This window comes from Streptomyces sp. NPDC005438, from assembly GCF_040606315.1.
Taxonomy (GTDB): Bacteria; Actinomycetota; Actinomycetes; order Streptomycetales; family Streptomycetaceae; genus Streptomyces.
The window spans coordinates 221,455-241,098 of sequence record NZ_JBEXEP010000002.1; the positions used below are offsets into that span (position 1 = coordinate 221,455).

Consider the following 19,644-nt stretch of genomic DNA (forward strand, 5'->3'; position numbering starts at 1 on the left):
CGAGAGCAACGGTCCGAGGGGGGGCCGCCGTGTATCAGGGCGGGCCGCCCCGTCTCGTACGCCGTCAGCACGACTCGGGGGCGCCCCCTCGGGGGGTGACCGTTCGAAGACCACCGCCAGGCGGTCGCTCTGGAGTCGGCAGTCATCAACGCCGGAGGGAGACCAGCACCAAAGTGACGCCCCGTCAGCGGACAACGGCTGACGGGGCGTCGGCCCACCGACTCCTTTCCACCCCTCCGGCCGGAGGAGGCCAAACGGAGAGGAGAAGGAGCAGTGGGAGAGGCGAGCGTCAGTGGGAGACGCGAAGGGCAGTGAGGGTGTCGCTGATCTCGCGGGACACCAGGCTGAGTCGGGACAGTACGGCCGGTGTGGCGCCGAACCGGAACAGGGAGGTGCTGACCGTCTGGAGGATGAGCCGGTGCCCCGCGTACCGACACAGCACCGACCAGAACTCCTGGCCCCGCTCGCACACCGGCTCCCGAGTCCAGGGCACCTCCACCGCCCGTACCGTCGGGGCGGCGGCCGGGGACACCTTGTCCGTTTCCCGGAGGGCCACAGTGTCCGCCCAGACGCGATCGTCGAGGTGGAGGAGCAGGGACTCCAGCGGTTCCCCGTCTGCCACCCGCGCCATTTCACGCCAGGTCTGGGCCGCCACCGCGACGCGTGCGTAGAGGTACATGTGGGTCACCAGAATCCATTCGCGCTCCTGGAACGGCCCCTGATGCTCGGCTGAGGTCAGCACCATCTGCCTCAGCCGATCGGTGCCGCGCGACAGTTCTTCGGTGATCCACGCGACGCTTCGGGGCGTCTCATCGTCCTCGATGGCGGAGGTGACCACGTCTTGGGTGATCTGGGCGCGGGTGAACGAGCGCAGCAACTCGTCCACCGGTGGTACTCCTGGTCGGCTGCCGCGCTCAACGGGCACGGGCGGCTGGTGGGTTGACGCTTCTGTCGCAACTGTCATGCTGGTTGTTCCTCTCTATGGAGTGGAAGCCGCCCCTGGTGAGGGTTTCCTGGCCGGGACCTCTCCCACCAGGGGCGGCGGTTCACAGGCGGCTGGTGGCCGCAGCAAGGACGATGAGCCCACTGATCCCGAAGACGACGGTCAGGGCGATCAGTCCGGCGAACCGGCCGATGACGTAGACGGCTCGCGTTCCGCCTCCGTCCGGTACACGTTCACCGGGGAGCGGGGAGGGAGGGTGAGGTTCATCCCACGGTCACAGCGGAGTTGCGTCTTCCGAGTCCCCGCGCCGTCCCGCACCACACGTCGCCCCACGACTCTGAAGGCAGTCCCGGCCACCACCAGGACATCCCCCGTGCGGACTTCGGCAGCCCACATGCCCTTCAGTACTCCTCGGGGACGTGGACGGCGAGATGTTCGCACTGAACCTCCCATTCCCGACCTCTTCCCACGGGGCGGAGCCATGCGTGTACCGGCCCACGCTCCATCAACTGCCCGGTACGGCCCGTGCGTTCGTCGGTCGCGCGTTCGCGGGGAGGTGTGCCGTTGGTCGCGTGCGTAACCGCAGGCATGGTCACTTCGTCCCATCGATAAGGTCCACCACGTCAGCACTCCTTGGTAGTTGGCCCGCCTCCCCGCAACGGAGGCAGCTGCTGCGGGGGTTCTGCGTGCTCGTTCTGACACGTACAGTTAACTGTGGTTTTCCATGATCAGTTGACACACGACTGACACAAACTCAGCTCAGGAGAGGGGCGTAACGGCGATGGCTCCCACTCGTCCCCTGGACCTGGCACAGTGAGTTCATGGAACGCACCCACCCCGCAGCCGGTGAGAACATCGCTCTGCTGCGCCGTGCCCGAGGCATCGGGCAGGAGCCGCTAGCCGCCAGGGCTGGCGTCTCGGCCTCTCTCCTCCGCAAGATTGAGCGAGGGGACAGGGCTGCCACCCCGCCTGTCGTAGCGGCGATTGCACGTGCGCTGGGCGTGAGCACGCAGCGCCTCAACGGGAGCCCGTACACGGACCCGGAGGAGTTGGAGACCCAGCTCGATTCGCTGCGTCGGGCTGTGCGCCGACACACCTTGCCCCGTGAGGACGTGCCGCCTCCAGAGGGGCTGGCAAGGAGCCTCTCCCGGGCCTCCGCTCTCCGCGCGGACACGCGCTACGGGGAACTCCTGGAGACTCTCCCGACTCTCCTCGGAGAGGTCACGGCCTCCGCGCTGGCTGCGGGCGGTGATGCCACCGCCTGGACACAGGTGGCGGACGTGTACGGCTGCGCGTACGCGGTGGCTCACAGGATGGGGCAAGCGGACTTGGCCGAGACCATCGTGTCCAGACAGGCATGGGCGGCCCTTCAGACCTTCAGCCCCGTTGCGTCGGCGGCAACTGCTTGGAACGAGGCGGGCGTTCATCAATCGGCCGGCGACTACGGAGACGGCCTGGCGATAGTCGACCGGGCCATTTCCACCTTCGAACGAGGACTCACGTCCAACGATCCCGAGTCCGTAGTGACTCTGGGGTCTCTCCACCTCCGCGGAGTGGTCCTGGCTTCCCGGCACAAGGACAAGGGGGCCACGGACGCCCACCTGGCCAAGGCCAAGCAGTTGGCGGCACGGCTGGAGGAAGACCAACTGCTTCACAACCTGACCTTTGGTCCGGGCAACACCGCGCTCTATGAGCTCGCTGCTCGTGTGGAACTGGGCCAGCCGGACCTGGCGTGGGAGATGGCGGAGCCGTTCTCCCGTCGGCCGCCGAAGGGCCTCCGCCCGAGTCGGGTCGGCCGGCTGCACATCGACGCGGCACGAGCCCGACTGGCTCTTCGCGACCACGCGGGTGCCGAAGAGTCCCTGTCGGCGGCCTTCCGCGTAGCACCAGAGATGGCCCGTCTCCACCCCATGGCTCGGGAAGTCCTTCGTGTCCTCGTGGTCGCCCACCAGCGAGCCAGGCCCGGTCTGTCGGACATGGCCAAGCGCGCCGGGCTTCGATAGGCAGCACCTAGGGCATCACCCCGCCCGAGAGCAACGGTCCGAGAGGGGGCCGTGTATCGGGGCGTGCCGCCCCGTCTCGTACGCCGTCAGCACGACTCGGGGGCGCCCCTCTTGCCGAGGGGGCGCCCCCGAGTGGGGTTCTGGTGTGTCCTGGGTCCTATGTCAGGCCCACCGGGCAGGCCACGCCCGTGCCGCCGATGCCGCAGTAGCCGCCCGGGTTCTTGTCCAGGTACTGCTGGTGGTACGGCTCCGCCGCGTAGAAGGGGCGCCCTTCGGCGGGAAGGATCTCGGTGGTGATCTCGCCGTGTCCGGCGGCGGTCAGCACCTTCTGGTACGCCTCCCGCGACGCCTCGGCCTCGCGGAGCTGCTCCTCGGAGTGGGTGTAGACCGCCGAACGGTACTGGGTGCCCCGGTCGTTGCCCTGGCGGAAGCCCTGGGTGGGGTCGTGGGACTCCCAGAACAGGGCCAACAGCCGCTCGTAGCTGACCTGTTGGGGGTCGAACACCACCCGCACCGCCTCGGTGTGACCGGTCATCCCCGAGCACACCTCCTCGTAGGCGGGGTGCGGGGTGTGGCCGCCCTGGTAGCCGACCAGGGTGGTCCACACTCCCGGTTGCTGCCAGAAGATCCGTTCCGCGCCCCAGAAGCAGCCCAGGCCGAAGTCGGCGACGCGCAGCCCCTCGGGGTAGGGGCCCAGCAGGGAGTTGCCCAGCACGGTGTGCCGTTCGGGCACGGGGAACTCCCGCTCGGGCCGGCCCGGCAGGGCCTCCTCGGGGCTGGGCAGTCGAAGGGTCTGACGGCCGAACAGCATGGTGTGCTCCCGGGGTCGCGGTGGTGGGGGCCTGGGGCCGGCCCCCGGATGTCCTGTGTCAGGTGGTGTCGTCGTCGCGGGAACCGGTGACGCCCGTGGACGTGCCGGCCTCCGCCTCCTCCCGGCGCGCGGTCCCGCCGTCGCTCCGGCGGGTGCCGGCGGCGGGGTCCTCCTCGTCGAAGTCGACCCGCTGCATGTGCCGGTTCATGGACTTCATCAGCATCCACACGGCGGCGCCGAGTGCGGCGAACACCAGGAAGCCCAGCACGCCGGGGGTGACCTTGTTCTTGTCCAGTTCCTCGGCCAGCCGGACCAGCTCGCTGCCCCGCGTGGCCAGGGCGATGGGGGTGCTCATGGCGTCAATTCTCCCGGATACCCGCGAAGAGGTCGTCCTCGGGGATGGAGGTGTCCACCAGGGACCTGGCCAACTCGTACTCCTCGGTGGGCCACACCTCGCGCTGCACGTCCATCGGCACCCGGAACCACCCCCCGTCGGGGTCGATCTGGGTGGCGTGGGCGATCAGGGCCTTGTCACGGATCTCGAAGAACTCGTCACAGGGCACGTAGGTGGTCAGGGTGCGCTCTTCGCGCTGTATCGACTTCCAGCGCTCCAGCCACTCCCCGTACGGCGACTCCAGGCCGCGTTCCAGCAGGCCCTCGTGCAGGGCGACGGTGCGGGGGCGGTTGAAGCCCTGGTTGTAGTACAGCTTCTGGGGCTGCCAGGCGGGGCCGGAGTCCGGGTACCGCTCGGGGTCACCGGCGGCGTCGAAGGCGACCATGCTGATCTTGTGGGTCATGATGTGGTCCGGGTGCGGGTAGCCGCCGTTCTCGTCGTAGGTGGTGATCACCTGCGGCCTGAACTCGCGGATCAGCCGCACCAGCGGCTCGGCCGCCTCCGCCACGTCCTGCACCGCGAAGCAGCCCTCCGGCAGCGGGGGCAGTGGGTCGCCCTCCGGCAGCCCCGAGTCCACGAACCCCAGCCAGGCCTGGCGCACACCGAGGATCTGCCGCGCCTCCTCCATCTCCCTGGCCCGCACCTCGTGGATGTGCTCCTCGATGTACGGGTCGCCCTGGAGCTTGGGGTTGAGGATGGAGCCGCGTTCCCCGCCCGTGCAGGTCGCCACCAGTACGTCCACCCCCTCGGAGACGTACTTCGCCATCGTCGCCGCGCCCTTGCTCGACTCGTCGTCGGGGTGCGCGTGCACGGCCATCAGTCGCAGCTGCTGCTTCAAGGCTTGGTCCTCGTGGTCTCGTGAGTGGAGGCGACTTCTATAGTGACCGAAGCGGCAGCCCCCTTATTCCAGTGAGGAACCCCATCATGGCGAAGGGCACTGACACCCCACCCGGCCGGTACGGGAGTTCGGCACGGGGCTTCGCCGCCGGTGAACGCGGCCAGGACGCGCGACGGGACCGCGCACTGCGGGTGGGCGGCGCCGTACTGGGCGTGCTGTTCCTCGTGGGGGTGGTCTGGATCGGGTTCTCCTATGTGACGGGGCAGTCCGTCAGCGGGGAGCTGATCAAGTTCCGGGTGGCCTCGGACCGTTCGGTCCAGATGCACCTGGAGGTCCGCAAGGACGCCGACGTGCGCGGGGTGTGCACGGTGCGCGCACAGGCCACCGACGGCGCCGAAGTGGGGCGCCGGGACGTCACCTTCGCCCCCGGTCAGGACCGGGTGGACACGGTGGTGACGCTGCGCACCACGAGCCGGGCGACCAGTGCGGAACTGGTCGGCTGTACACGGCAGGGGAGTTGATCCGGCAGGGCGAGATCCACTGAGCGCGACTCCAGGGGAACCCTCCGTGTCCGAAGCTGCGCGGAGGGCATAATTTCCTTTGCTTTCTCATGGACGTTGTTAAGCTCGTGGTTTCGTCCTCCCGTTGGAGCACAGGCTTATCGGGAGGGCGTTGCTTGTTGTTACGAGCACCTTTCACCAACGACCCCGAGTACCCGACGAGGAGCACCTGTGACCCAGACCAGCGACAACGTCACCTGGCTGACCCAGGAGGCGTATGACCAGCTCAAGGCGGAGCTGGAGTACCTGTCGGGTCCTGCACGCACCGAGATCGCGAAGAAGATCGAGGCGGCCCGCGAGGAAGGTGACCTCCGTGAGAACGGCGGCTACCACGCGGCCAAGGAAGAGCAGGGCAAGCAGGAGTTGCGCGTACGGCAGCTGACCCAGCTGCTGGAGACCGCCAAGGTCGGTGAGGCGCCGGCGGACGACGGAGTCGTCGAGCCCGGCATGGTCGTCACCGTCGCCTTCGACGGTGACGAGAACGACACGTTGCGCTTCCTGCTCGCGTCCCGGGAGTACGCCAGCTCGGACATCGAGACCTACTCGCCGCAGTCCCCGCTGGGCAGTGGCGTGAACGGCAAGAAGGCCGGCGACGACGCGGAGTACGAACTGCCGAACGGCAAGATCGCGTCCGTACGCATCCTGGAGGCCAAGCCCTACCAGGGCTGACCCTCTCGCAGCACCGTGGGCTGGGCCCCGCCGTGGAACGCACGGCAGGGGCCCAGCCCACGTGTGGGCGCGGGTGCCGTCAGCCGGCGGCCCGGCGGTACTTCCGCACCGCCAGGGTGCGGAACACCGCGATGATCAGCACCGACCAGATCAGCGAGGCCCATGCCGGGTGCTGCATCGGCCAGGCGTCGGAGTGGGTCACCCCGGGGTTGCCGAACAGCTCACGGGCCGCCTGCACGGTGGCGCTGAACGGGTTCCAGTCGGCCACCGTCTGGAGCCAGTTGGACATCCGGCCCGGGTCCACGAAGGCGTTGGACACGAAGGTCACCGGGAACAGCCAGACCAGCCCGCCCGAGGTGGCCGCCTCCGGGGTCCGCACCGACAGGCCGATCAGCGCGCCGATCCAGGTGAAGGCGTATCCCAGCAGCAGCAACAGGCCGAAGCCGGCCAGCACCTCCAGGATGCTGGTGTGCGCCCGCCAGCCCACCAACAGCGCCACCACCGCCAGCACCATCAGCGTCAGCAGGGTCTGCGCCAGGTCCGCCAGGGTGCGCCCGGTGAGCACCGCGCCCCGGGCGATGGGCAGCGAACGGAACCGGTCGATCAGCCCCTTGTGCATGTCCTCGGCGATGCCCGCGCCCGCCCCCGCGGTGGCGAAGGTGACGGTCTGGGCGAAGATCCCCGCCATCAGGAACTCGCGGTAGATGCCGGGGTCGGTGCTGCCGCCGATGTTCATCGAGCCGCCGAACACGTAGCTGAACAGCACCACGAACATGATCGGCTGGAACAGTCCGAAGATCACCATCTCGGGGATGCGCCGCATCCTGATCAGGTTGCGCTTGCTCACGATGAGGGAGTCCCGCACCGACTGGGCGAGCGCCGAACGGGACGGTGCGGCCACCGCCCTCGGGGCCTCCTTGACGGTGCCGCTCATCGACTGGCCTCCCTGCCCGTGTGGTCGCTGTCGCTGTCGTTACCGCTGTCACCGGCCTCGGCCGTGCCGCCGGCCGGGCGCTCGCCCTCCTCCTCGGGACGCCGCTCGGCGGCGTGCCCGGTGAGGGAGATGAACACGTCGTCCAGGGTGGGCCGACGCAGGCCGATGTCGTCGATCTCCACGCCCCTGGAGTCGAGTTCGCGGATCACCTCGGCCAGCAGCTTGGCGCCGCCGGAGACCGGAACGGTGATCCTCCGGGTGTGGGTCTCCACCACGGCGTCGCCCTTGCCGAAGCCGCGCAGCAGCTCCTCGGCGGTGGCGACCTGGTCCGCCTCGTGGACGACCACCTCGACCCGTTCACCGCCGGTGCGGGCCTTCAACTGGTCCGAGGTGCCCTTGGCGATGACCCGGCCGTGGTCCACCACGGCGATGTCGTGGGCCAGCCGGTCGGCCTCCTCCAGGTACTGGGTGGTGAGCAGCAGGGTGGTGCCACCGGCCACGAGTTCCTCGATCACCTCCCACAGTTCCTGCCGGTTGCGGGGGTCCAGGCCGGTGGTCGGCTCGTCCATGAACATCACCGGGGGGTGCACCACCAGGGCGGCGGCCAGGTCCAGACGGCGCCGCATCCCGCCGGAGTAGGTCTTGGCCGTACGGTCGGCGGCGTCGGCGAGGTGGAACCGCTCCAGCAGTTCGTCGGCCCGGGCGCGGGCCGCCTTGGCGCGCATCTGGTAGAGCTGGCCGACCATCTGGAGGTTCTCCCGGCCGGTGAGGTACTCGTCGACGGCCGCGAACTGCCCCGACAGCCCGATGTTGCGCCGCACCTCGTTGGGTCGTCGCAGCACGTCGATGCCGGCCACCGTGGCGGTGCCACTGTCCGGTTCGATGAGGGTGGTCAGGACGCGTACGGCCGTGGTCTTCCCGGCGCCGTTGGGACCGAGCAGACCGAGCACGGTGCCTTCCGGTACGTCGAGGTCCACGCCGTCCAGTGCCCGCACCTCGCCGAAGGTCTTGACCAGACCCTCGGCGTAGATCGCGCCTGGCATAAGGGAGCTCCAAGGGGTCAGAGGAATGGGTCGGTTGAGGGGGGTGAGGAGGGAGAGGGAGTACGGGACGAAGGAGGGGAGGGAGGCGGCCGGGTGACCTGGGGGAGAGGGGCGGGGCGCACCACCGGGGGAGGCCCGGGGCGCTGACCCGACCGGTCACGGCCGCTGACGGAGCTGGCCCACTATGGGCCGGCCGACATCGGGGGTCAAAGGGTTTTCACTCCCAGGAGAGCACCTCCAACCCACCGACCGCCACGGCTCGTTGGGCCCCGGGCCGCGCGGACCACCCGGTGCCGCACCCCGGGGTACGCCGCACCGGGCCGGCTCCCCACCGGGTCGGCCGCCGGGCCGCCGGTGCCCGGGGCCCGGCCGCTCGTTCCTCGCTCGTGCTCCCACCTCCACCGCTGCGGGCCCCACCCGGGGGTCCGGTACGGACACGGCTGACGTCCACCACAGTGGCAGCAACCTCTGACAACGCGTACGGCGAAGCGCCGGGCAGCCGGAGGGTGCCCGGCCTCGCGGGGTGCGGGCGCCGGCCCGACGGAACCGCGCGAGGGCGCCCGGTAGCCAGAACGAGCCGGCCGGCCGGGGGTTCCGGTCCGCCCGCCCGGGGGCGCCCTCCCGCGAGGTGTCCGCGACCGGGGGCCCGCGTACCGCCGGACACCGGGGCGGGGCCGGCGGTACGCGCCCCCTCAGCCCCGGGGAGAACAGGGGGACCGAGCTGTCCATGGACCGCACGCCCTCGCGTCGGGCCGCGTACGCTGTGGGCCCACACCCTCGTAACCCGTGACTCCTGACGAAGCGAGCATCTCGGCCATGGCGACCCAACCCCACCTGACCGCGTCCACCTCCCCCAGCTCCGACGCGGTCGACGAACAGACAGCGGCCGGTCAGGTCCTCGAAACCATGCAGCACCAGGTGGCCCTGTTCGCCAGACGTGCCGAACAGACCCGGCTCGGCGGTGTCGGCCAGGTACGCAACTCCATGGACCGCGCCGCCTACCTCCTGCTCAACCGGCTCGACCAGCAGGGCCCGATGGGGGTCAAGGCGCTCGCCGAGGGCATGGGCATCGACTCCTCCACCGTCACCCGCCAGGTCGCCCCCCTCGTCGACTCCGGCCTGGTCAGCCGTGCCTCCCACCCCGACGACGGCCGTGCGGTGGTGCTCCGGCTGTCCGAGCGGGGAAAGCAGCGGCTGGACGAGGTGCGCGCCTCCCGCCGCGAGCTGATGGCGCAGCTCACCGACAGCTGGGACGAGGACGACCGCCGCGCCTTCTGCGCGCTCCTCACCCGCTTCAACACCGCCCTCTCCGAGGCCATGGCCCAGAACCCCGGCCCGCCGTCCGCCTGAGGGCTGGCATAACGGACAGTCGCAGACCTTGATTTGATCATCGTGCCCACCGTCCAATGGATGGACAGGAGGCGCGCACGGTGCGAGAGACCCTTATCACGGGTTCCGTTCACGGCACGCACGACCACGGCGGTGAACGGGACCGACGGGACCAGCGGGACCGCCGCCGTGCCCGGGAGTTCGAGGCGTACGTCGCGGGCGCGGGCGGCCGGCTCCTCCATGCCGCCGCGCTGCTGACCGGCGAACCCCCGGGACACGCCCCCGAGGCCGAACAACTCCTGGTGACCGCGCTGGCACGTACCTACGCCGGCTGGCACGGCCTGCGCGGCGAGGACCCCTACGACCACAGTCGACAGGAACTCGTCCTCCTCTACCACAACACCGGTTGGCGCTACCGCCGCTCCCGGGGCGGGCTGCTGGGCCCCCTGTCCCCGCAGGAACGCCTGGTCGTGGTGCTGCGGCTCCACGAGGGCATCGCCGAACAGCAGGTCGCCGCCCTCCTCGGCCTCCCGTTGGAGCGGGTGCACGCGCTGTGTCTGCGGGGCATGGCCACCGTGCTCAGTACCCCGCGCACCCCGGAACCCCCCGACCACCCCTGGTGGCACCCCCGGCGCCGCCCCCGACAACCGGTGGCCCCATGAGCGCGCCCGACCGCAAACAGACCGAGGTCGCCCGCCTGTTGCGGCAGTCCGTACAGCCCGCGCCCATGGACCTGGCCGCCCGCGCCATCGACCGGGGCGACCGGCTCGTACGACGCCAACGCGTGGTACGCCGACTCGCCTGGCTGCTGGCCGTCCTGCTGGTGGTGGCCTTCACCGTCTGGGCGCTGCGCACCCAGCCGTGGGTCATGCCGCCCACCCAGACCACCCCGGTCGACTGGTGAGCCCGACGCCCCCTGGTGGTGCTGCCCGGAACGCGGGCAGCACAGGGGGCCGGTCCCGCGCCCGAAGCGGAGACCGGCCCCCTCGTACGGCGATACCGGCGGGGTGAGCGGCGCCGGAGGGCGCCAGCGACCTCACCGCCGCCGCCCGCGTCAGCCCAGGGCCTGCGCCAGGTCCGCCAGCAGGTCGTCGATGGACTCGATACCGACCGACAGCCGCACCAGGTCCGAGGGGACCTCCAGCGCCGAACCCTCGGTGGAGGCGTGGGTCATCTTCCCCGGGTGCTCGATCAGCGACTCCACCCCGCCCAGCGACTCACCCAGGGTGAACACCTTCGTACGGTCGCAGACCTCCAGGGCCGCCCGCTCGCCCTCCCGCAGCCGGAAGGACACCATCCCGCCGAAGGCGCGCATCTGCTTCACCGCGACCTCGTGGCCGGGGTGCGAGGGCAGGCCCGGGTAGTAGACCTGGCTCACCCGGGGGTGCGCCTCCAGCAGTTCGGCGACCCGGGACGCGTTGGAGCAGTGCCGGTCCATCCGTACGCCCAGCGTCTTGATGCCGCGCATCACCAGCCAGGAGTCGAAGGGGCCCGCCACCCCGCCGATGGAGTTCTGGTGGAACGCCAACTCCTCGCCCAGGGCGTCCTCGTTGACCACCAGGGCGCCGCCCACCACGTCGGAGTGGCCGCCCATGTACTTGGTCGTGGAGTGCACCACCACGTCCGCGCCCAGCGTCAACGGCTGCTGGAGGTAGGGGCTGGCGAAGGTGTTGTCCACCACCAGCCGGGCGCCGGCGGTGTGCGCCACCTCCGCCATCACCGCGATGTCGGTGATGCCCAGCACCGGGTTGGAGGGGGTCTCCACCCAGATCAGCTTGGTCCGGTCCCGCAACTGCGCCCGTACCGCCGCCGGGTCGGAGGTGTTGGCCACCGACCACTCGATGCCCCAGCGCTCGACCACCTTGGAGAACAGCCGGAAGGTGCCGCCGTAGGCGTCGTCCGGGATGATCACGTGGTCGTCGGGCTTGAGCAGGGTGCGCAGCACGCAGTCCTCGGCGGCCAGCCCCGAGGCGAAGGCCAGGCCACGCCGACCGCTCTCCAGGGCGGCGACGTTCTCCTCCAGCGCGGTGCGGGTGGGGTTGGCGGAACGGCTGTACTCGTAGCCGTTGCGCATCCCTCCGACGCCGTCCTGCTTGTAGGTGGAGACCTGGTAGATCGGGGGGACGACCGCGCCGGTGTGCGGGTCGGGCTCCTGCCCCGCGTGAATCGCGAGGGTCTCGAAGCCGTGCTGTGGGCCGTGGGAGCTGTGGGACTGCTGCTGCTCGTTCATGGAGCCGAGCGTAATGGGCCGTACGGTGGAGGCAACGCGGTCCACCCCGTATCGGCCCGTCGGAATCCCGAAGGGCCCCGGCACTCCACTACCCGGTGTGGGCCCACCCTGGCGCTACGGGTCCGTAGGGGGGCCGTGGCCGCCGGGGACCGCACGGGAGCCGACTCGTGGGACTGTGGAGGGGAGCCCCGGAAACTTCTGGAGCCCGTGACGCGTAGGTCTCCACGAGGGCCGGCGAAACGACCCGGAGTGGTCCGTCGGGTGGGAGCCGGACGGGGCCCGGGGAGCCCCGGAAGCGCCGAGTACACCGAGAGTCCCGCAGAACCCGCAGAGCCAGAAGAACGCGAAGCCCGAAGCCCGAAGCTTGAAGAGAGCGCCGACATGGAAGTCCTGCTGCTGTTGATCGTCCTGACCGCCTTCGCGGGCGTGCTGCTGGTGCCCGCCCTCCGGCGTCGGCAGGCGGTGAAGGAGCTGCACACCTCCCTGAGCGGGGCCGAGGGCGTCCACGGTCTGGTGCCCACCGAGGACCTCGACCTCCGGTTGCCCGGACCGGACCCGGAGCTGGTCGAGGCCCTCGGCGAGACCCAGCGCACCCAGGACTGGCGGCCCGTGGCGCAGCTGCTCGCCCTGACCGACCACGAGGGCGAACTGCGGTGGCAGCGCGTCCAGTCCATCGCCGGGGCCGCCGCCCTCGAACTGTCCCGGAGCCGGCAGGAAGCGGACCCCGCCGAGGGCAAGACCCTCTCCCGCCCGGACGCCCGCTGGCTGCGGCAGTGGCGCGGTGAGCGCCCGGACGACGCCGGCGGTGCCGAGGTGTACGCGCAGTTCCTGGTCTGGCAGGCGCTGGGCCAGCCCGACTCCGCCGACCACCGGATCGTCCTGGAGGAGGCGCGCAACGTCGCCCACCAGGCCCGGGAGTTGAGCCCGCACAGTGTGGTGCCGCTGGTGGTGGAACTGTTCGTGGCCCGTGGACTGGGGTACTCCGCCGAGGAGTTCGACGCCCTGTGGGCCCGGGTCACGGCACTCGCCCCGCACCACATGGGCGCCCACCTCGCCGCGCTGCCGTACCACTCCCGCGATCCGCAGGGCACCCGGGAACGTGCCTACGCCTTCGCCGAGCGGGCGGCGGCCTCCGGCACCGAGGGCAGCCTGCTGTCGGCGCTGCCCCTGTTCGCGGTCTACGACCACCTGCCCGACGTACAGCTGGTGCGCGGGTTCTACCAGAGCGCGGTGGTCCAACAGGCCATCCACGGCGCCCAGTTCGCGGTGCAGAACGCCCGCCACGGCAACCCCGTGGTGCCCCACGTACGCCATCTGCTGCTGTGGTTCCTGGTCCGGGCCGAGCAGTACCCCGAGGCCCTGGAGCAACTGCACGCCGTCGACGGCTACATCGGCGCCGTGCCGTGGGTCGACGAGTCCGACCCGGTCGCCGCGTACGTCGCCTACCGTTCCCTGGCCCTGGCCGGCCGGGAGGCCGTCTGACCCCTGGTACGTCGGAGGGGCCGCCCGACCTGACCGGCGTTGCCCCGGCGCCCTCCTCGTCTTCGGACGCGTGGGCCGGCCGCGACCGTTCGGCGGGTGCCCACACGCCCCGCCGGGGCTGGTGTGATCACGAACCCATCGGTGTCCCTCGCGGTCGCGAGACAGCGATCCCGCCCGCCGTCGTCCCCGCGCGCGCCGCACTCTGGAGGGGGACGTGGCCGGTGGGTCCGGGGCGGGACGTTTCCGTCGGACCGGTCGCCCGGGAGGCGCGTTCCGGGGTGTTCTAGGGTGTGGCTACTTCCCGGAGGAGGGCCACATCCATGACGCGAGCACCGAGGTGGGCGGCGTCGTACGCCGCGCCCCGAGGCGTGCTCGCCCTGCTGGTGTTGACGGTGCTGCTGCTGTGCGTGTTCGGGCGCGCGGGGTCGCCGGCCTCCTCCGCCGAGCGGGCTGTGCCCTTTCCGGCGCCCTCCCCGGCGGTCGCCGTATCCCAGGTGGACGCCCCCTCGGACGCGGGCGGCGACTCGACGCCCTGCGGCAGGAAGTCGACGGTGCACCAGTCGGTCACCCAGCGGGCCGAGGGCCCGCCCCCGTCCCCGCCGGCTTTGGCCCTCCCGGCCGTCGCCGAGCCCCGGACCACCTGGTCGCACCCCGCTGAGGCCCTGCTGCCCGGTGGTCCCTCGCCTCCGCCCCCGGTGACCTCCCGCTCCGTTCTGCGGCTGTAGGCCGACCCTCGCGGTCGGTCCCGCTGTCCTCTTCGAACGGAGCTTCCTCATGCCGTTTTCCCGGCGCTACCCCTCCTACCGGAAGGCCGGGCGCCCCCGGCGTTCCCTCCGCCGAGCGGGCGGAGCACTGCGTACCTGGAGCCCGAGACAGTGGTGGGTGGCGGGCCTGGGAGCCCTGGCCACCACCGTGGTCGTCGGCGCTCCCACGGCCGTGGTGCCCAACCCGCTGTTCGGCCGTTCCCTCCCGGTCCAGTGGTGGAACTATCCCGTCCTGGCCCTGACCGCGCTGCTCGCCGGCCTCGTGCTGAGCACCTACGTCCGCCCAGCGGCGACCTCGGCGACCTCGGCGACCCCGGCGCCCGCCGGCCCCGAGGGCCGTCTCGGCGCGGTGGGCGGCGCCCTGTCCTTCTTCGCGGTGGGCTGCCCGCTGTGCAACAAGCTGGTGCTCGTCCTGCTCGGCGCCTCCGGCGCCCTGAGCTACTGGGCCCCGGTACAGCCCCTGCTGGCCGTCGCCTCCGTACTGCTGCTCGCCGAAGCGGCGGTGCGACGGCTGTCCGCCCAGGCCGAATGCCCGGTCCCCGCCGCCGCGTGACCTCGCGGCCTGGCGCCCCACTTCCTTCCCCTCTTCTCTGGCACCCGGAGGCCTTCCATGCCCGACTCCGACCGTTCCTCCACCACCCCGCGCGGCCGGCGCCGCACCGTACTGGGAAGCACGGCACTGGTGGTCGCCGTCACCCTGGCCGCCTTCGCCCTCACCCTCGACGACGGTGACGGCCGGGACAGCGGGGCCCGTGAACCCGCCGCCTCCGGCAGCCCCGAGAGCGCGGACCCGACACCCCCCGACAAGGGACTGCTGGCGTTGGCCCGGCGCGACGCCTCCGACCCGCTCGCGGTCGGGCGGGCCGACGCCCCGGTGGTGATGATCGAGTACTCCGACTTCCAGTGCCCGTTCTGCGGACGGTTCGCCCGCGAGACGAAACCCGAACTCCTGCGCTCCTACGTGAAGAAGGGCATCCTCCGTATCGAGTGGCGCAACTTCCCCGTCTTCGGCGAGGAGTCGAACCGGGCCGCCCACGCGGCCTGGGCGGCCGGACAGCAGGGGAGGTTCTGGGAGTTCCACGACGTCGTCTACGCCGAGCCCCGCAAACGGAACGCCGGTGAGTTCGGTACCGCGAAACTGGTCGCGATGGCCCGTAAGGCCAAGGTGGCCGACCTCGACCGGTTCCGCGCCGACCTGTCCTCCCCGCGGGCGCGCAAGGCCGTGGAGAAGGACCAGCGGGAGGGCTACGGACTGGGCGTGACCAGTACCCCCGCGTTCCTGGTGAACGACAGGCCCCTGCTGGGCGCCCAGCCGACCGGCGTCTTCACGTCGGCGATCACTGCCGCCGCGAAGGCGGCGGAGAAGTGAGCGACGCCAGCCTCACGGTGGCGTTCCTGGGCGGGCTCCTGGCCCTGCTCAGCCCGTGCAGCGCCCTGCTGTTGCCCGCCTTCTTCGCCTACTCCCTGACCAGCCGCTTCCGACTGGTCGCCTGGACCGGGGTGTTCTACGTCGGGCTGTGCCTGACCCTGGTGCCGCTCGGGGTGGCCGGCTCGTTCGCCAGCCGCCTCTTCTACGGGCACCGCGACCTGCTGGTCACCACCGGGGGGTGGGTGCTCGTCGGCCTCGGCGTGGCCCAGGCCCTCGGGTTCGGATTCGGGTTCCGTGGCCTGGCCCGGGCGGCGGGGGCGCGGCGTACCGGGTCGGCGCTGTCGGTGTTCGCCCTGGGCGCGGTGTACGGGCTGGCCGGCTTCTGCGCCGGACCGATCCTCGGGGGCATCCTGACGGTCGCGGCGGTGGACGGCGAACCCCTGCACGGGGGCGTGCTGTTGGCCGTGTACGCCCTGGGCATGGCGGTGCCGGTCTTCGTACTGGCCCTGCTGTGGGACCGGTTCGACCTCGGTCACCGGCGCTGGCTGCGGGGGCGGGCGCTCCCGGTGGGGCCGTTGACCCTGCACAGCACCTCGGTGGTCGGGGGAGCGCTGTTCGTCGTCCTGGGGGTGGTGTTCCTGCTGTTCGACGGCACCTCGGCGTTGCCCTCACCGCTGAGTACGGAGTCCGAGTTCGCCTGGGAGGAACGGCTGTCGGCCCTCGGCGGGGCGGTCAGTGACCGGACCCTGCTGCTGGTCCTCGCCGCACTCGGGGCGGTGGTCGGGCTGCTGCTCCTGGTGCGGGACCCCCGTCGCCGGGGGGACGCGGCACGGCGGCGGGAGTGAGCGCACCATGACGGGCCCGGCCTCCGCCACCGTCCCGACGGACCGTGGCGGAGGCCGGCCGACCCCGTGCGGGTCAGGGGGTGCGGAAGCCCCGGAAGGTCACGTGCCGGCGGGTGGTGAAGCCGAGCCGTTCGTACAGGGCCCGGGCCCCGGTGTTCGCCTCGGCCACGTGCAGGAAGGGGAGTTCGCCCCGGGCCAGCACCCGGGCCACCAGGGCGTTCACCAGCCGGGCCGCGTGACCGCGCCCCCGTGCCTCGGGGGTGGTGCAGACGGTGCTGATCTCGGTGCCGCCCGGGGGACGGAGCCGTTCGCCGGCCATGGCCACCAGCCGGCCACCTTCGCGGACGCCCAGGTAGGTGCCCAGTTCCCGGGTACGCGGCCAGAACGGTCCCGGACGGGTGCGGTCGACCAGGTCGAGCATCTCCGGTACGTCGGCCTCGGTCAGCTCCACCACCCGGGGGTCGTCCGGGTCCGGGGTCGGAACGGTGCCGTCCCAGGTCAGTTGCCGTCCTTCGAGGGTGAAGACCGGTTCCCAGTCCGGGGGCGGGGTCGCCTCGCAGCTGAACATGTCGGCGAACTCCCCGGAGCCCAGGAGCCGCGCCAGGTCGGCCCAGTCCTCCGCCCGGGCGTCGGCCGGGACCGTGGAGAAGGTCGCCACCTGTGGGGTGAAGGTGCCGGCCCGGTGGCGCCAGCGCCCCAGGTCGGCGTGGGGTCCGCGCAGTGACCCGCCCACGGGGTCGTCGAGCGGGGTGAGGACCGTGCTTTCGTCGCTCGCCATGGTGCTGGGCCTTTCTGGTGCGCGTCCGGTCGGTGGCCGCGCGCCCGACCTTGGGGGTGGCCATCGGGGCGCCGCCGTCCGGGATTCTCCACGGTGGTGCGCGGAGGTGGGGAGCCGGCCTCCGTGCAGGAGCCGTGCGACCTGTCAGGCCGACGTCTTCCTGTCGGTTCCGGGCCGGGCGCCGTCATCGTCGCCGTCCCCGTCGTCGCTGTCGCTGTCGCTGTCGCTGTCGCTGCTGTCGCCGTCGCTCCCGGAGCCGGACCCGTCGGCGGGCTCCGGGTCGTGGGCGGCGAAGGCGGTGACGACCAGCGCGAGGGCCAGGGCGTAGGTCGCCATCACCAGGGGTGAGCGGCCGGGGAAGTTCAGTCCGGCCACGTCGAGGCCGATCAGCATGTCCGACAGCACGAAGGTGGCTCCGCCCCAGGCGGCCCGTGCCCCCAGCACGTTGGCGGTACAGGCCATCACCACCAGGGCGAGGCTGTAGAAGGCGAGGGCCACGGCCAGCGCCGGGTCCAGGGCGGGCGCCAGTACGACGACCGCCGAGGTCCAGACCGCGAGGTAGCAGGCGCACAGCGCGCGGTGCCGGCGGAGGTAGCCGACCGCGCCCGCGCGGGCGAAGGCGAGTGTCCAGCAGACCTGGGTGCCCAGGAAGCACAGGACGCCGGGGAGGAACCAGGCGTCGCCCAGTTGCAGGGTCACGTCGCCGGCCGTGGCGAAGCCGAGGCCGACCAGGACCAGGGGGTGCCGTCGTCCCGTCGTACGCCACAGGTACCAGGCGAGTACCGGGGCGAGCAGCGGCTTGCTGAGCCACTCCAGTACGGGTGCCTCCAGCACCATGCCGGTGAGGTCGACCAGGGCGAGCAGGGCGAACACCGGGATCAGCGGCGGCATTTCAGCTCTCCGCCTTCGGTGCCCAGCCGGGCGGCCCGAGCAGGTAGCCGGCCCGCTCCCGCCAGGAGGGGGTCCGACGTACGTCCCGCCACAGGGCCGCGTACTCGTGGAAGGCGACGCGCAGCGGGTTGTGGGTGCGGATGTTCTTCGTCAGCCCGTAGACCACCGGTGCGCCCTCGGGCTCGAAGGTGCCGAACAGGCGGTCCCAGACGATGAGGATGCCGCCGTAGTTGCGGTCCAGGTAGGGGTTGTTGCTGCCGTGGTGGACCCGGTGGTGGGAGGGGGTGTTGAAGACCCATTCCACCGGCCGCCACAGGGTGTTGATCCGCTCCGTGTGCAGGAGGAACTGGTAGGCGAGGCTGACGGACTGCTGGAGCAGGATCATCCACGGGGGGATGCCCAGCAGGGCCAGCGGCAGCCAGAACGGCAGCGAGGTCATCGGCGTCCAGCTCTGCCGCAGGGCGGTGGAGAGGTTGTAGTGGACGCTGGAGTGGTGCACCACGTGGCTGGCCCACAGCACCCGCACCCGGTGGTGGGCCCGGTGGAAGAGGTAGTAGGCGAGGTCGTCCGCGAAGAACAGCAGCACCCAGGTCCACACCGAGGTGGGGGACAGCTCCCAGGGGGAGAGGGTGTACAGGCCGGCGTAGGCCGCGATAGTGACGGTCTTCCACGGCAGCCCCACCACCTGGCTGCCGGCTCCCATGGACATGCTGGTCACCGAGTCGCGCAACTCGTAGCCGCGCTCCTCGTCGTCCGGCAGGAAACGGTAGGAGGCCGCCTCCACCAGCACGAGCAGCACGAAGGCGGGGATGGCGTAGAGGATCGCGGGGATCATCTCCGGCTCGCCTCCCCGGTGCGGGCCGGCACACTGCGGCCGAGGAGGTCACGCGCCAGCCGCTCGGCGCGCTCCGGCTCGCGGTTCGCGATCAGTTCCGCGAGCCGGGTGTGCGCCTCGACGTCCAGGAGTTCGGCGGTACGCAGGTCCATCGGCAGGTCGGCGACCGAGAGGGTCCCGCTCACCAGGCTGTTGAACGCCAACAGGTACGCGAGGTTGCCCGACCCCTGGACGATCAATCGCCACCAGGCGACGTCGGCGGCGCCCAGCACGGCCAGGTCCGGCCCGGCCTGGGCGTAGCGTTCGGCGGCGGCGACGATCTCCTCGGCCGTCTCCCGGGAACGGTGGGCGGCGCAGAGCCGGGCGGCGTCGGCGCCCACACAGGCCCTCATCTCCAGGGCGTCACGGGCGAGTTCGGAGGTCGCGGGCCCCTCGCCGGACTGGGCGAGTTCCACGACCAGGTCCAGCCCGGCGGTCTGCCGCCAGTCCCGCACCAGGGTCCGGCCGCCGTGGCTGACCTCGACGAGTCGGGCCTGCTGGAGCCGTTTGACCGCTTCGCGGACGGCGTGCCGGTTCACGCCGTACTCCTCGGAGAGGTCCCGCTCGGTGGTCAGGGCGGTGCCCGGGGTCAGGTCGCCGCTGAGGATCCTGTCGCGCAACAGCCCGTAGAGCTGCTGGGAGACCGCCTCACGCCGGATGGATGGCTGCCGCATGGGCTCAGGGTCCGCTCGCCGGGGCGGGTGGTCAACTGGTTGGACCACGGGATTTTCCGAACCGCCCGGGGCGGTGCCCAGGGCGTGTCCCGGCTGTGGAGCGCAGGGTTCCGGGCCCCGGGTGCGGCCGGCGCCGCCGTCGGGGCGGGCCCTCCCACCAGGGGCGCGAGCCCCTGCGGCGGGCTCCGTGGACGGGGGGTCGGGGTGCTCGGT

At 71.6% G+C, this 19,644-nt stretch carries 22 protein-coding genes; 11 read left to right on the forward strand and 11 right to left on the reverse strand.

The genetic code is table 11. The features are described from left to right. Positions 1–289: 289 nt before the first annotated feature. The gene (locus ABZT14_RS05765; RefSeq protein ID WP_356297588.1) at positions 290–886 is read right to left on the reverse strand and encodes a hypothetical protein; all 597 of its coding nucleotides are present in this window, start codon (positions 884–886) and stop codon (positions 290–292) included. An 878-nt stretch (positions 887–1,764) separates the two neighbouring features. Here ABZT14_RS05765 and ABZT14_RS05770 point away from each other — a divergent pair. Further along, positions 1,765–2,946 (forward strand): helix-turn-helix transcriptional regulator, encoded by a 1,182-nt coding sequence (locus tag ABZT14_RS05770; protein ID WP_356297591.1) that lies wholly within the window; start codon positions 1,765–1,767, stop codon positions 2,944–2,946. A 157-nt stretch (positions 2,947–3,103) separates the two neighbouring features. Here the strand turns inward: ABZT14_RS05770 and msrA are convergent, their stop codons facing one another. Genes msrA through mca form a run of 3 tightly spaced genes read right to left on the reverse strand, consistent with a single transcriptional unit; the run spans position 3,104 to position 4,989 of the window. After that, the gene (gene msrA / locus ABZT14_RS05775; protein ID WP_356297594.1) at positions 3,104–3,757 is read right to left on the reverse strand and encodes a peptide-methionine (S)-S-oxide reductase MsrA; all 654 of its coding nucleotides are present in this window, start codon (positions 3,755–3,757) and stop codon (positions 3,104–3,106) included. Positions 3,758–3,815: 58 nt separating this feature from the next. Beyond that, positions 3,816–4,112: a hypothetical protein gene (locus tag ABZT14_RS05780; protein WP_356297596.1), complete on the reverse strand. Its 297-nt coding sequence runs from the start codon at positions 4,110–4,112 to the stop codon at positions 3,816–3,818. A gap of 4 nt (positions 4,113–4,116) precedes the next feature. Beyond that, the gene (mca, locus tag ABZT14_RS05785) at positions 4,117–4,989 is read right to left on the reverse strand and encodes a mycothiol conjugate amidase Mca (RefSeq protein WP_356297599.1); all 873 of its coding nucleotides are present in this window, start codon (positions 4,987–4,989) and stop codon (positions 4,117–4,119) included. An 86-nt stretch (positions 4,990–5,075) separates the two neighbouring features. On the opposite strand from mca, the gene ABZT14_RS05790 reads away from it, so the two are divergent. Together ABZT14_RS05790 and greA are read left to right on the forward strand one after the other, a co-directional pair. Then, positions 5,076–5,510 carry a DUF4307 domain-containing protein gene (locus tag ABZT14_RS05790; RefSeq protein WP_356297602.1) on the forward strand — a complete coding sequence of 145 codons (435 nt, stop codon included), beginning with the start codon at positions 5,076–5,078 and terminating at the stop codon, positions 5,508–5,510. A gap of 210 nt (positions 5,511–5,720) precedes the next feature. Then, positions 5,721–6,218: a transcription elongation factor GreA gene (gene greA, locus ABZT14_RS05795; protein ID WP_356297605.1), complete on the forward strand. Its 498-nt coding sequence runs from the start codon at positions 5,721–5,723 to the stop codon at positions 6,216–6,218. 79 nt (positions 6,219–6,297) lie between these two features. Here the strand turns inward: greA and ABZT14_RS05800 are convergent, their stop codons facing one another. After that, positions 6,298–7,152 carry an ABC transporter permease gene (locus tag ABZT14_RS05800; RefSeq protein ID WP_356297609.1) on the reverse strand — a complete coding sequence of 285 codons (855 nt, stop codon included), beginning with the start codon at positions 7,150–7,152 and terminating at the stop codon, positions 6,298–6,300. After that, positions 7,149–8,195 carry an ATP-binding cassette domain-containing protein gene (locus ABZT14_RS05805; RefSeq protein ID WP_356297612.1) on the reverse strand — a complete coding sequence of 349 codons (1,047 nt, stop codon included), beginning with the start codon at positions 8,193–8,195 and terminating at the stop codon, positions 7,149–7,151. Before ABZT14_RS05805 ends, ABZT14_RS05800 begins: the two co-directional genes overlap by 4 nt. A gap of 816 nt (positions 8,196–9,011) precedes the next feature. Here ABZT14_RS05805 and ABZT14_RS05810 point away from each other — a divergent pair. The 3 genes from ABZT14_RS05810 (at position 9,012) to ABZT14_RS05820 (ending at position 10,428) form a co-directional block, all read left to right on the forward strand. Beyond that, complete coding sequence (locus ABZT14_RS05810) at positions 9,012–9,545, forward strand: MarR family transcriptional regulator (RefSeq protein ID WP_356297615.1); 534 nt, start codon at positions 9,012–9,014, stop codon at positions 9,543–9,545. 80 nt (positions 9,546–9,625) lie between these two features. Continuing rightward, positions 9,626–10,186, forward strand: coding sequence for a sigma factor-like helix-turn-helix DNA-binding protein (locus ABZT14_RS05815; protein WP_356297618.1), 561 nt, complete (start codon positions 9,626–9,628; stop codon positions 10,184–10,186). Then, complete coding sequence (locus ABZT14_RS05820) at positions 10,183–10,428, forward strand: hypothetical protein (RefSeq protein WP_356297621.1); 246 nt, start codon at positions 10,183–10,185, stop codon at positions 10,426–10,428. Before ABZT14_RS05815 ends, ABZT14_RS05820 begins: the two co-directional genes overlap by 4 nt. Before the next feature lie 150 nt (positions 10,429–10,578). On the opposite strand, the gene ABZT14_RS05825 is transcribed toward ABZT14_RS05820, so the two are convergent. Further along, complete coding sequence (locus tag ABZT14_RS05825; RefSeq protein ID WP_356297624.1) at positions 10,579–11,754, reverse strand: cystathionine gamma-synthase; 1,176 nt, start codon at positions 11,752–11,754, stop codon at positions 10,579–10,581. A 381-nt stretch (positions 11,755–12,135) separates the two neighbouring features. Between ABZT14_RS05825 and ABZT14_RS05830 the strand changes: the two genes are divergently transcribed. From ABZT14_RS05830 to ABZT14_RS05850, 5 genes are all read left to right on the forward strand, one after another. Next, entirely contained in the window at positions 12,136–13,236 is a 1,101-nt protein-coding gene (locus ABZT14_RS05830; protein ID WP_356297627.1) for a hypothetical protein, read from the forward strand. Between the two features lie 320 nt (positions 13,237–13,556). Beyond that, positions 13,557–13,961, forward strand: a complete 405-nt coding sequence (locus ABZT14_RS05835) for a hypothetical protein (RefSeq protein ID WP_356297629.1) — start codon at positions 13,557–13,559, stop codon at positions 13,959–13,961. Positions 13,962–14,010: 49 nt separating this feature from the next. Continuing rightward, positions 14,011–14,553, forward strand: a complete 543-nt coding sequence (locus ABZT14_RS05840) for a hypothetical protein (RefSeq protein ID WP_356297631.1) — start codon at positions 14,011–14,013, stop codon at positions 14,551–14,553. A gap of 57 nt (positions 14,554–14,610) precedes the next feature. Next, entirely contained in the window at positions 14,611–15,369 is a 759-nt protein-coding gene (locus tag ABZT14_RS05845) for a DsbA family protein (protein ID WP_356297634.1), read from the forward strand. After that, positions 15,366–16,214: a cytochrome c biogenesis CcdA family protein gene (locus tag ABZT14_RS05850; protein WP_356297637.1), complete on the forward strand. Its 849-nt coding sequence runs from the start codon at positions 15,366–15,368 to the stop codon at positions 16,212–16,214. Before ABZT14_RS05845 ends, ABZT14_RS05850 begins: the two co-directional genes overlap by 4 nt. Before the next feature lie 73 nt (positions 16,215–16,287). Here ABZT14_RS05850 and ABZT14_RS05855 read toward each other — a convergent pair whose 3' ends face one another. The 4 genes from ABZT14_RS05855 to ABZT14_RS05870 form a co-directional block, all read right to left on the reverse strand. Beyond that, positions 16,288–16,992 carry a GNAT family N-acetyltransferase gene (locus ABZT14_RS05855; RefSeq protein WP_356297639.1) on the reverse strand — a complete coding sequence of 235 codons (705 nt, stop codon included), beginning with the start codon at positions 16,990–16,992 and terminating at the stop codon, positions 16,288–16,290. 144 nt (positions 16,993–17,136) lie between these two features. After that, positions 17,137–17,883 (reverse strand): lysoplasmalogenase, encoded by a 747-nt coding sequence (locus ABZT14_RS05860; RefSeq protein ID WP_356297641.1) that lies wholly within the window; start codon positions 17,881–17,883, stop codon positions 17,137–17,139. 1 nt (position 17,884) lies between these two features. Further along, the gene (locus ABZT14_RS05865; protein WP_356297644.1) at positions 17,885–18,718 is read right to left on the reverse strand and encodes a sterol desaturase family protein; all 834 of its coding nucleotides are present in this window, start codon (positions 18,716–18,718) and stop codon (positions 17,885–17,887) included. Beyond that, a complete protein-coding gene (locus ABZT14_RS05870) occupies positions 18,715–19,431 on the reverse strand; it encodes a GntR family transcriptional regulator (RefSeq protein ID WP_356297647.1) in 717 nt (238 codons plus the stop codon). Before ABZT14_RS05870 ends, ABZT14_RS05865 begins: the two co-directional genes overlap by 4 nt. Positions 19,432–19,644 lie beyond the last annotated feature (213 nt).

Bases quoted from the DNA above. Each gene is read 5' to 3' on its own strand.
- ABZT14_RS05860 (WP_356297641.1), bottom strand. From the start codon at position 17,883: ATGCCGCCGCTGATCCCGGTGTTCGCCCTGCTCGCCCTGGTCGACCTC.
- ABZT14_RS05845 (WP_356297634.1), top strand. From the start codon at position 14,611: ATGCCCGACTCCGACCGTTCCTCCACCACCCCGCGCGGCCGGCGCCGC.
- ABZT14_RS05780 (WP_356297596.1), bottom strand. From the start codon at position 4,112: ATGAGCACCCCCATCGCCCTGGCCACGCGGGGCAGCGAGCTGGTCCGG.
- ABZT14_RS05820 (WP_356297621.1), top strand. From the start codon at position 10,183: ATGAGCGCGCCCGACCGCAAACAGACCGAGGTCGCCCGCCTGTTGCGG.
- ABZT14_RS05865 (WP_356297644.1), bottom strand. From the start codon at position 18,718: ATGATCCCCGCGATCCTCTACGCCATCCCCGCCTTCGTGCTGCTCGTG.
- ABZT14_RS05810 (WP_356297615.1), top strand. From the start codon at position 9,012: ATGGCGACCCAACCCCACCTGACCGCGTCCACCTCCCCCAGCTCCGAC.
- ABZT14_RS05790 (WP_356297602.1), top strand. From the start codon at position 5,076: ATGGCGAAGGGCACTGACACCCCACCCGGCCGGTACGGGAGTTCGGCA.
- ABZT14_RS05825 (WP_356297624.1), bottom strand. From the start codon at position 11,754: ATGAACGAGCAGCAGCAGTCCCACAGCTCCCACGGCCCACAGCACGGC.
- ABZT14_RS05830 (WP_356297627.1), top strand. From the start codon at position 12,136: ATGGAAGTCCTGCTGCTGTTGATCGTCCTGACCGCCTTCGCGGGCGTG.
- ABZT14_RS05770 (WP_356297591.1), top strand. From the start codon at position 1,765: ATGGAACGCACCCACCCCGCAGCCGGTGAGAACATCGCTCTGCTGCGC.
- ABZT14_RS05800 (WP_356297609.1), bottom strand. From the start codon at position 7,152: ATGAGCGGCACCGTCAAGGAGGCCCCGAGGGCGGTGGCCGCACCGTCC.
- ABZT14_RS05840 (WP_356297631.1), top strand. From the start codon at position 14,011: ATGCCGTTTTCCCGGCGCTACCCCTCCTACCGGAAGGCCGGGCGCCCC.
- ABZT14_RS05870 (WP_356297647.1), bottom strand. From the start codon at position 19,431: ATGCGGCAGCCATCCATCCGGCGTGAGGCGGTCTCCCAGCAGCTCTAC.
- msrA (WP_356297594.1), bottom strand. From the start codon at position 3,757: ATGCTGTTCGGCCGTCAGACCCTTCGACTGCCCAGCCCCGAGGAGGCC.
- ABZT14_RS05805 (WP_356297612.1), bottom strand. From the start codon at position 8,195: ATGCCAGGCGCGATCTACGCCGAGGGTCTGGTCAAGACCTTCGGCGAG.
- ABZT14_RS05855 (WP_356297639.1), bottom strand. From the start codon at position 16,992: ATGGCGAGCGACGAAAGCACGGTCCTCACCCCGCTCGACGACCCCGTG.
- ABZT14_RS05835 (WP_356297629.1), top strand. From the start codon at position 13,557: ATGACGCGAGCACCGAGGTGGGCGGCGTCGTACGCCGCGCCCCGAGGC.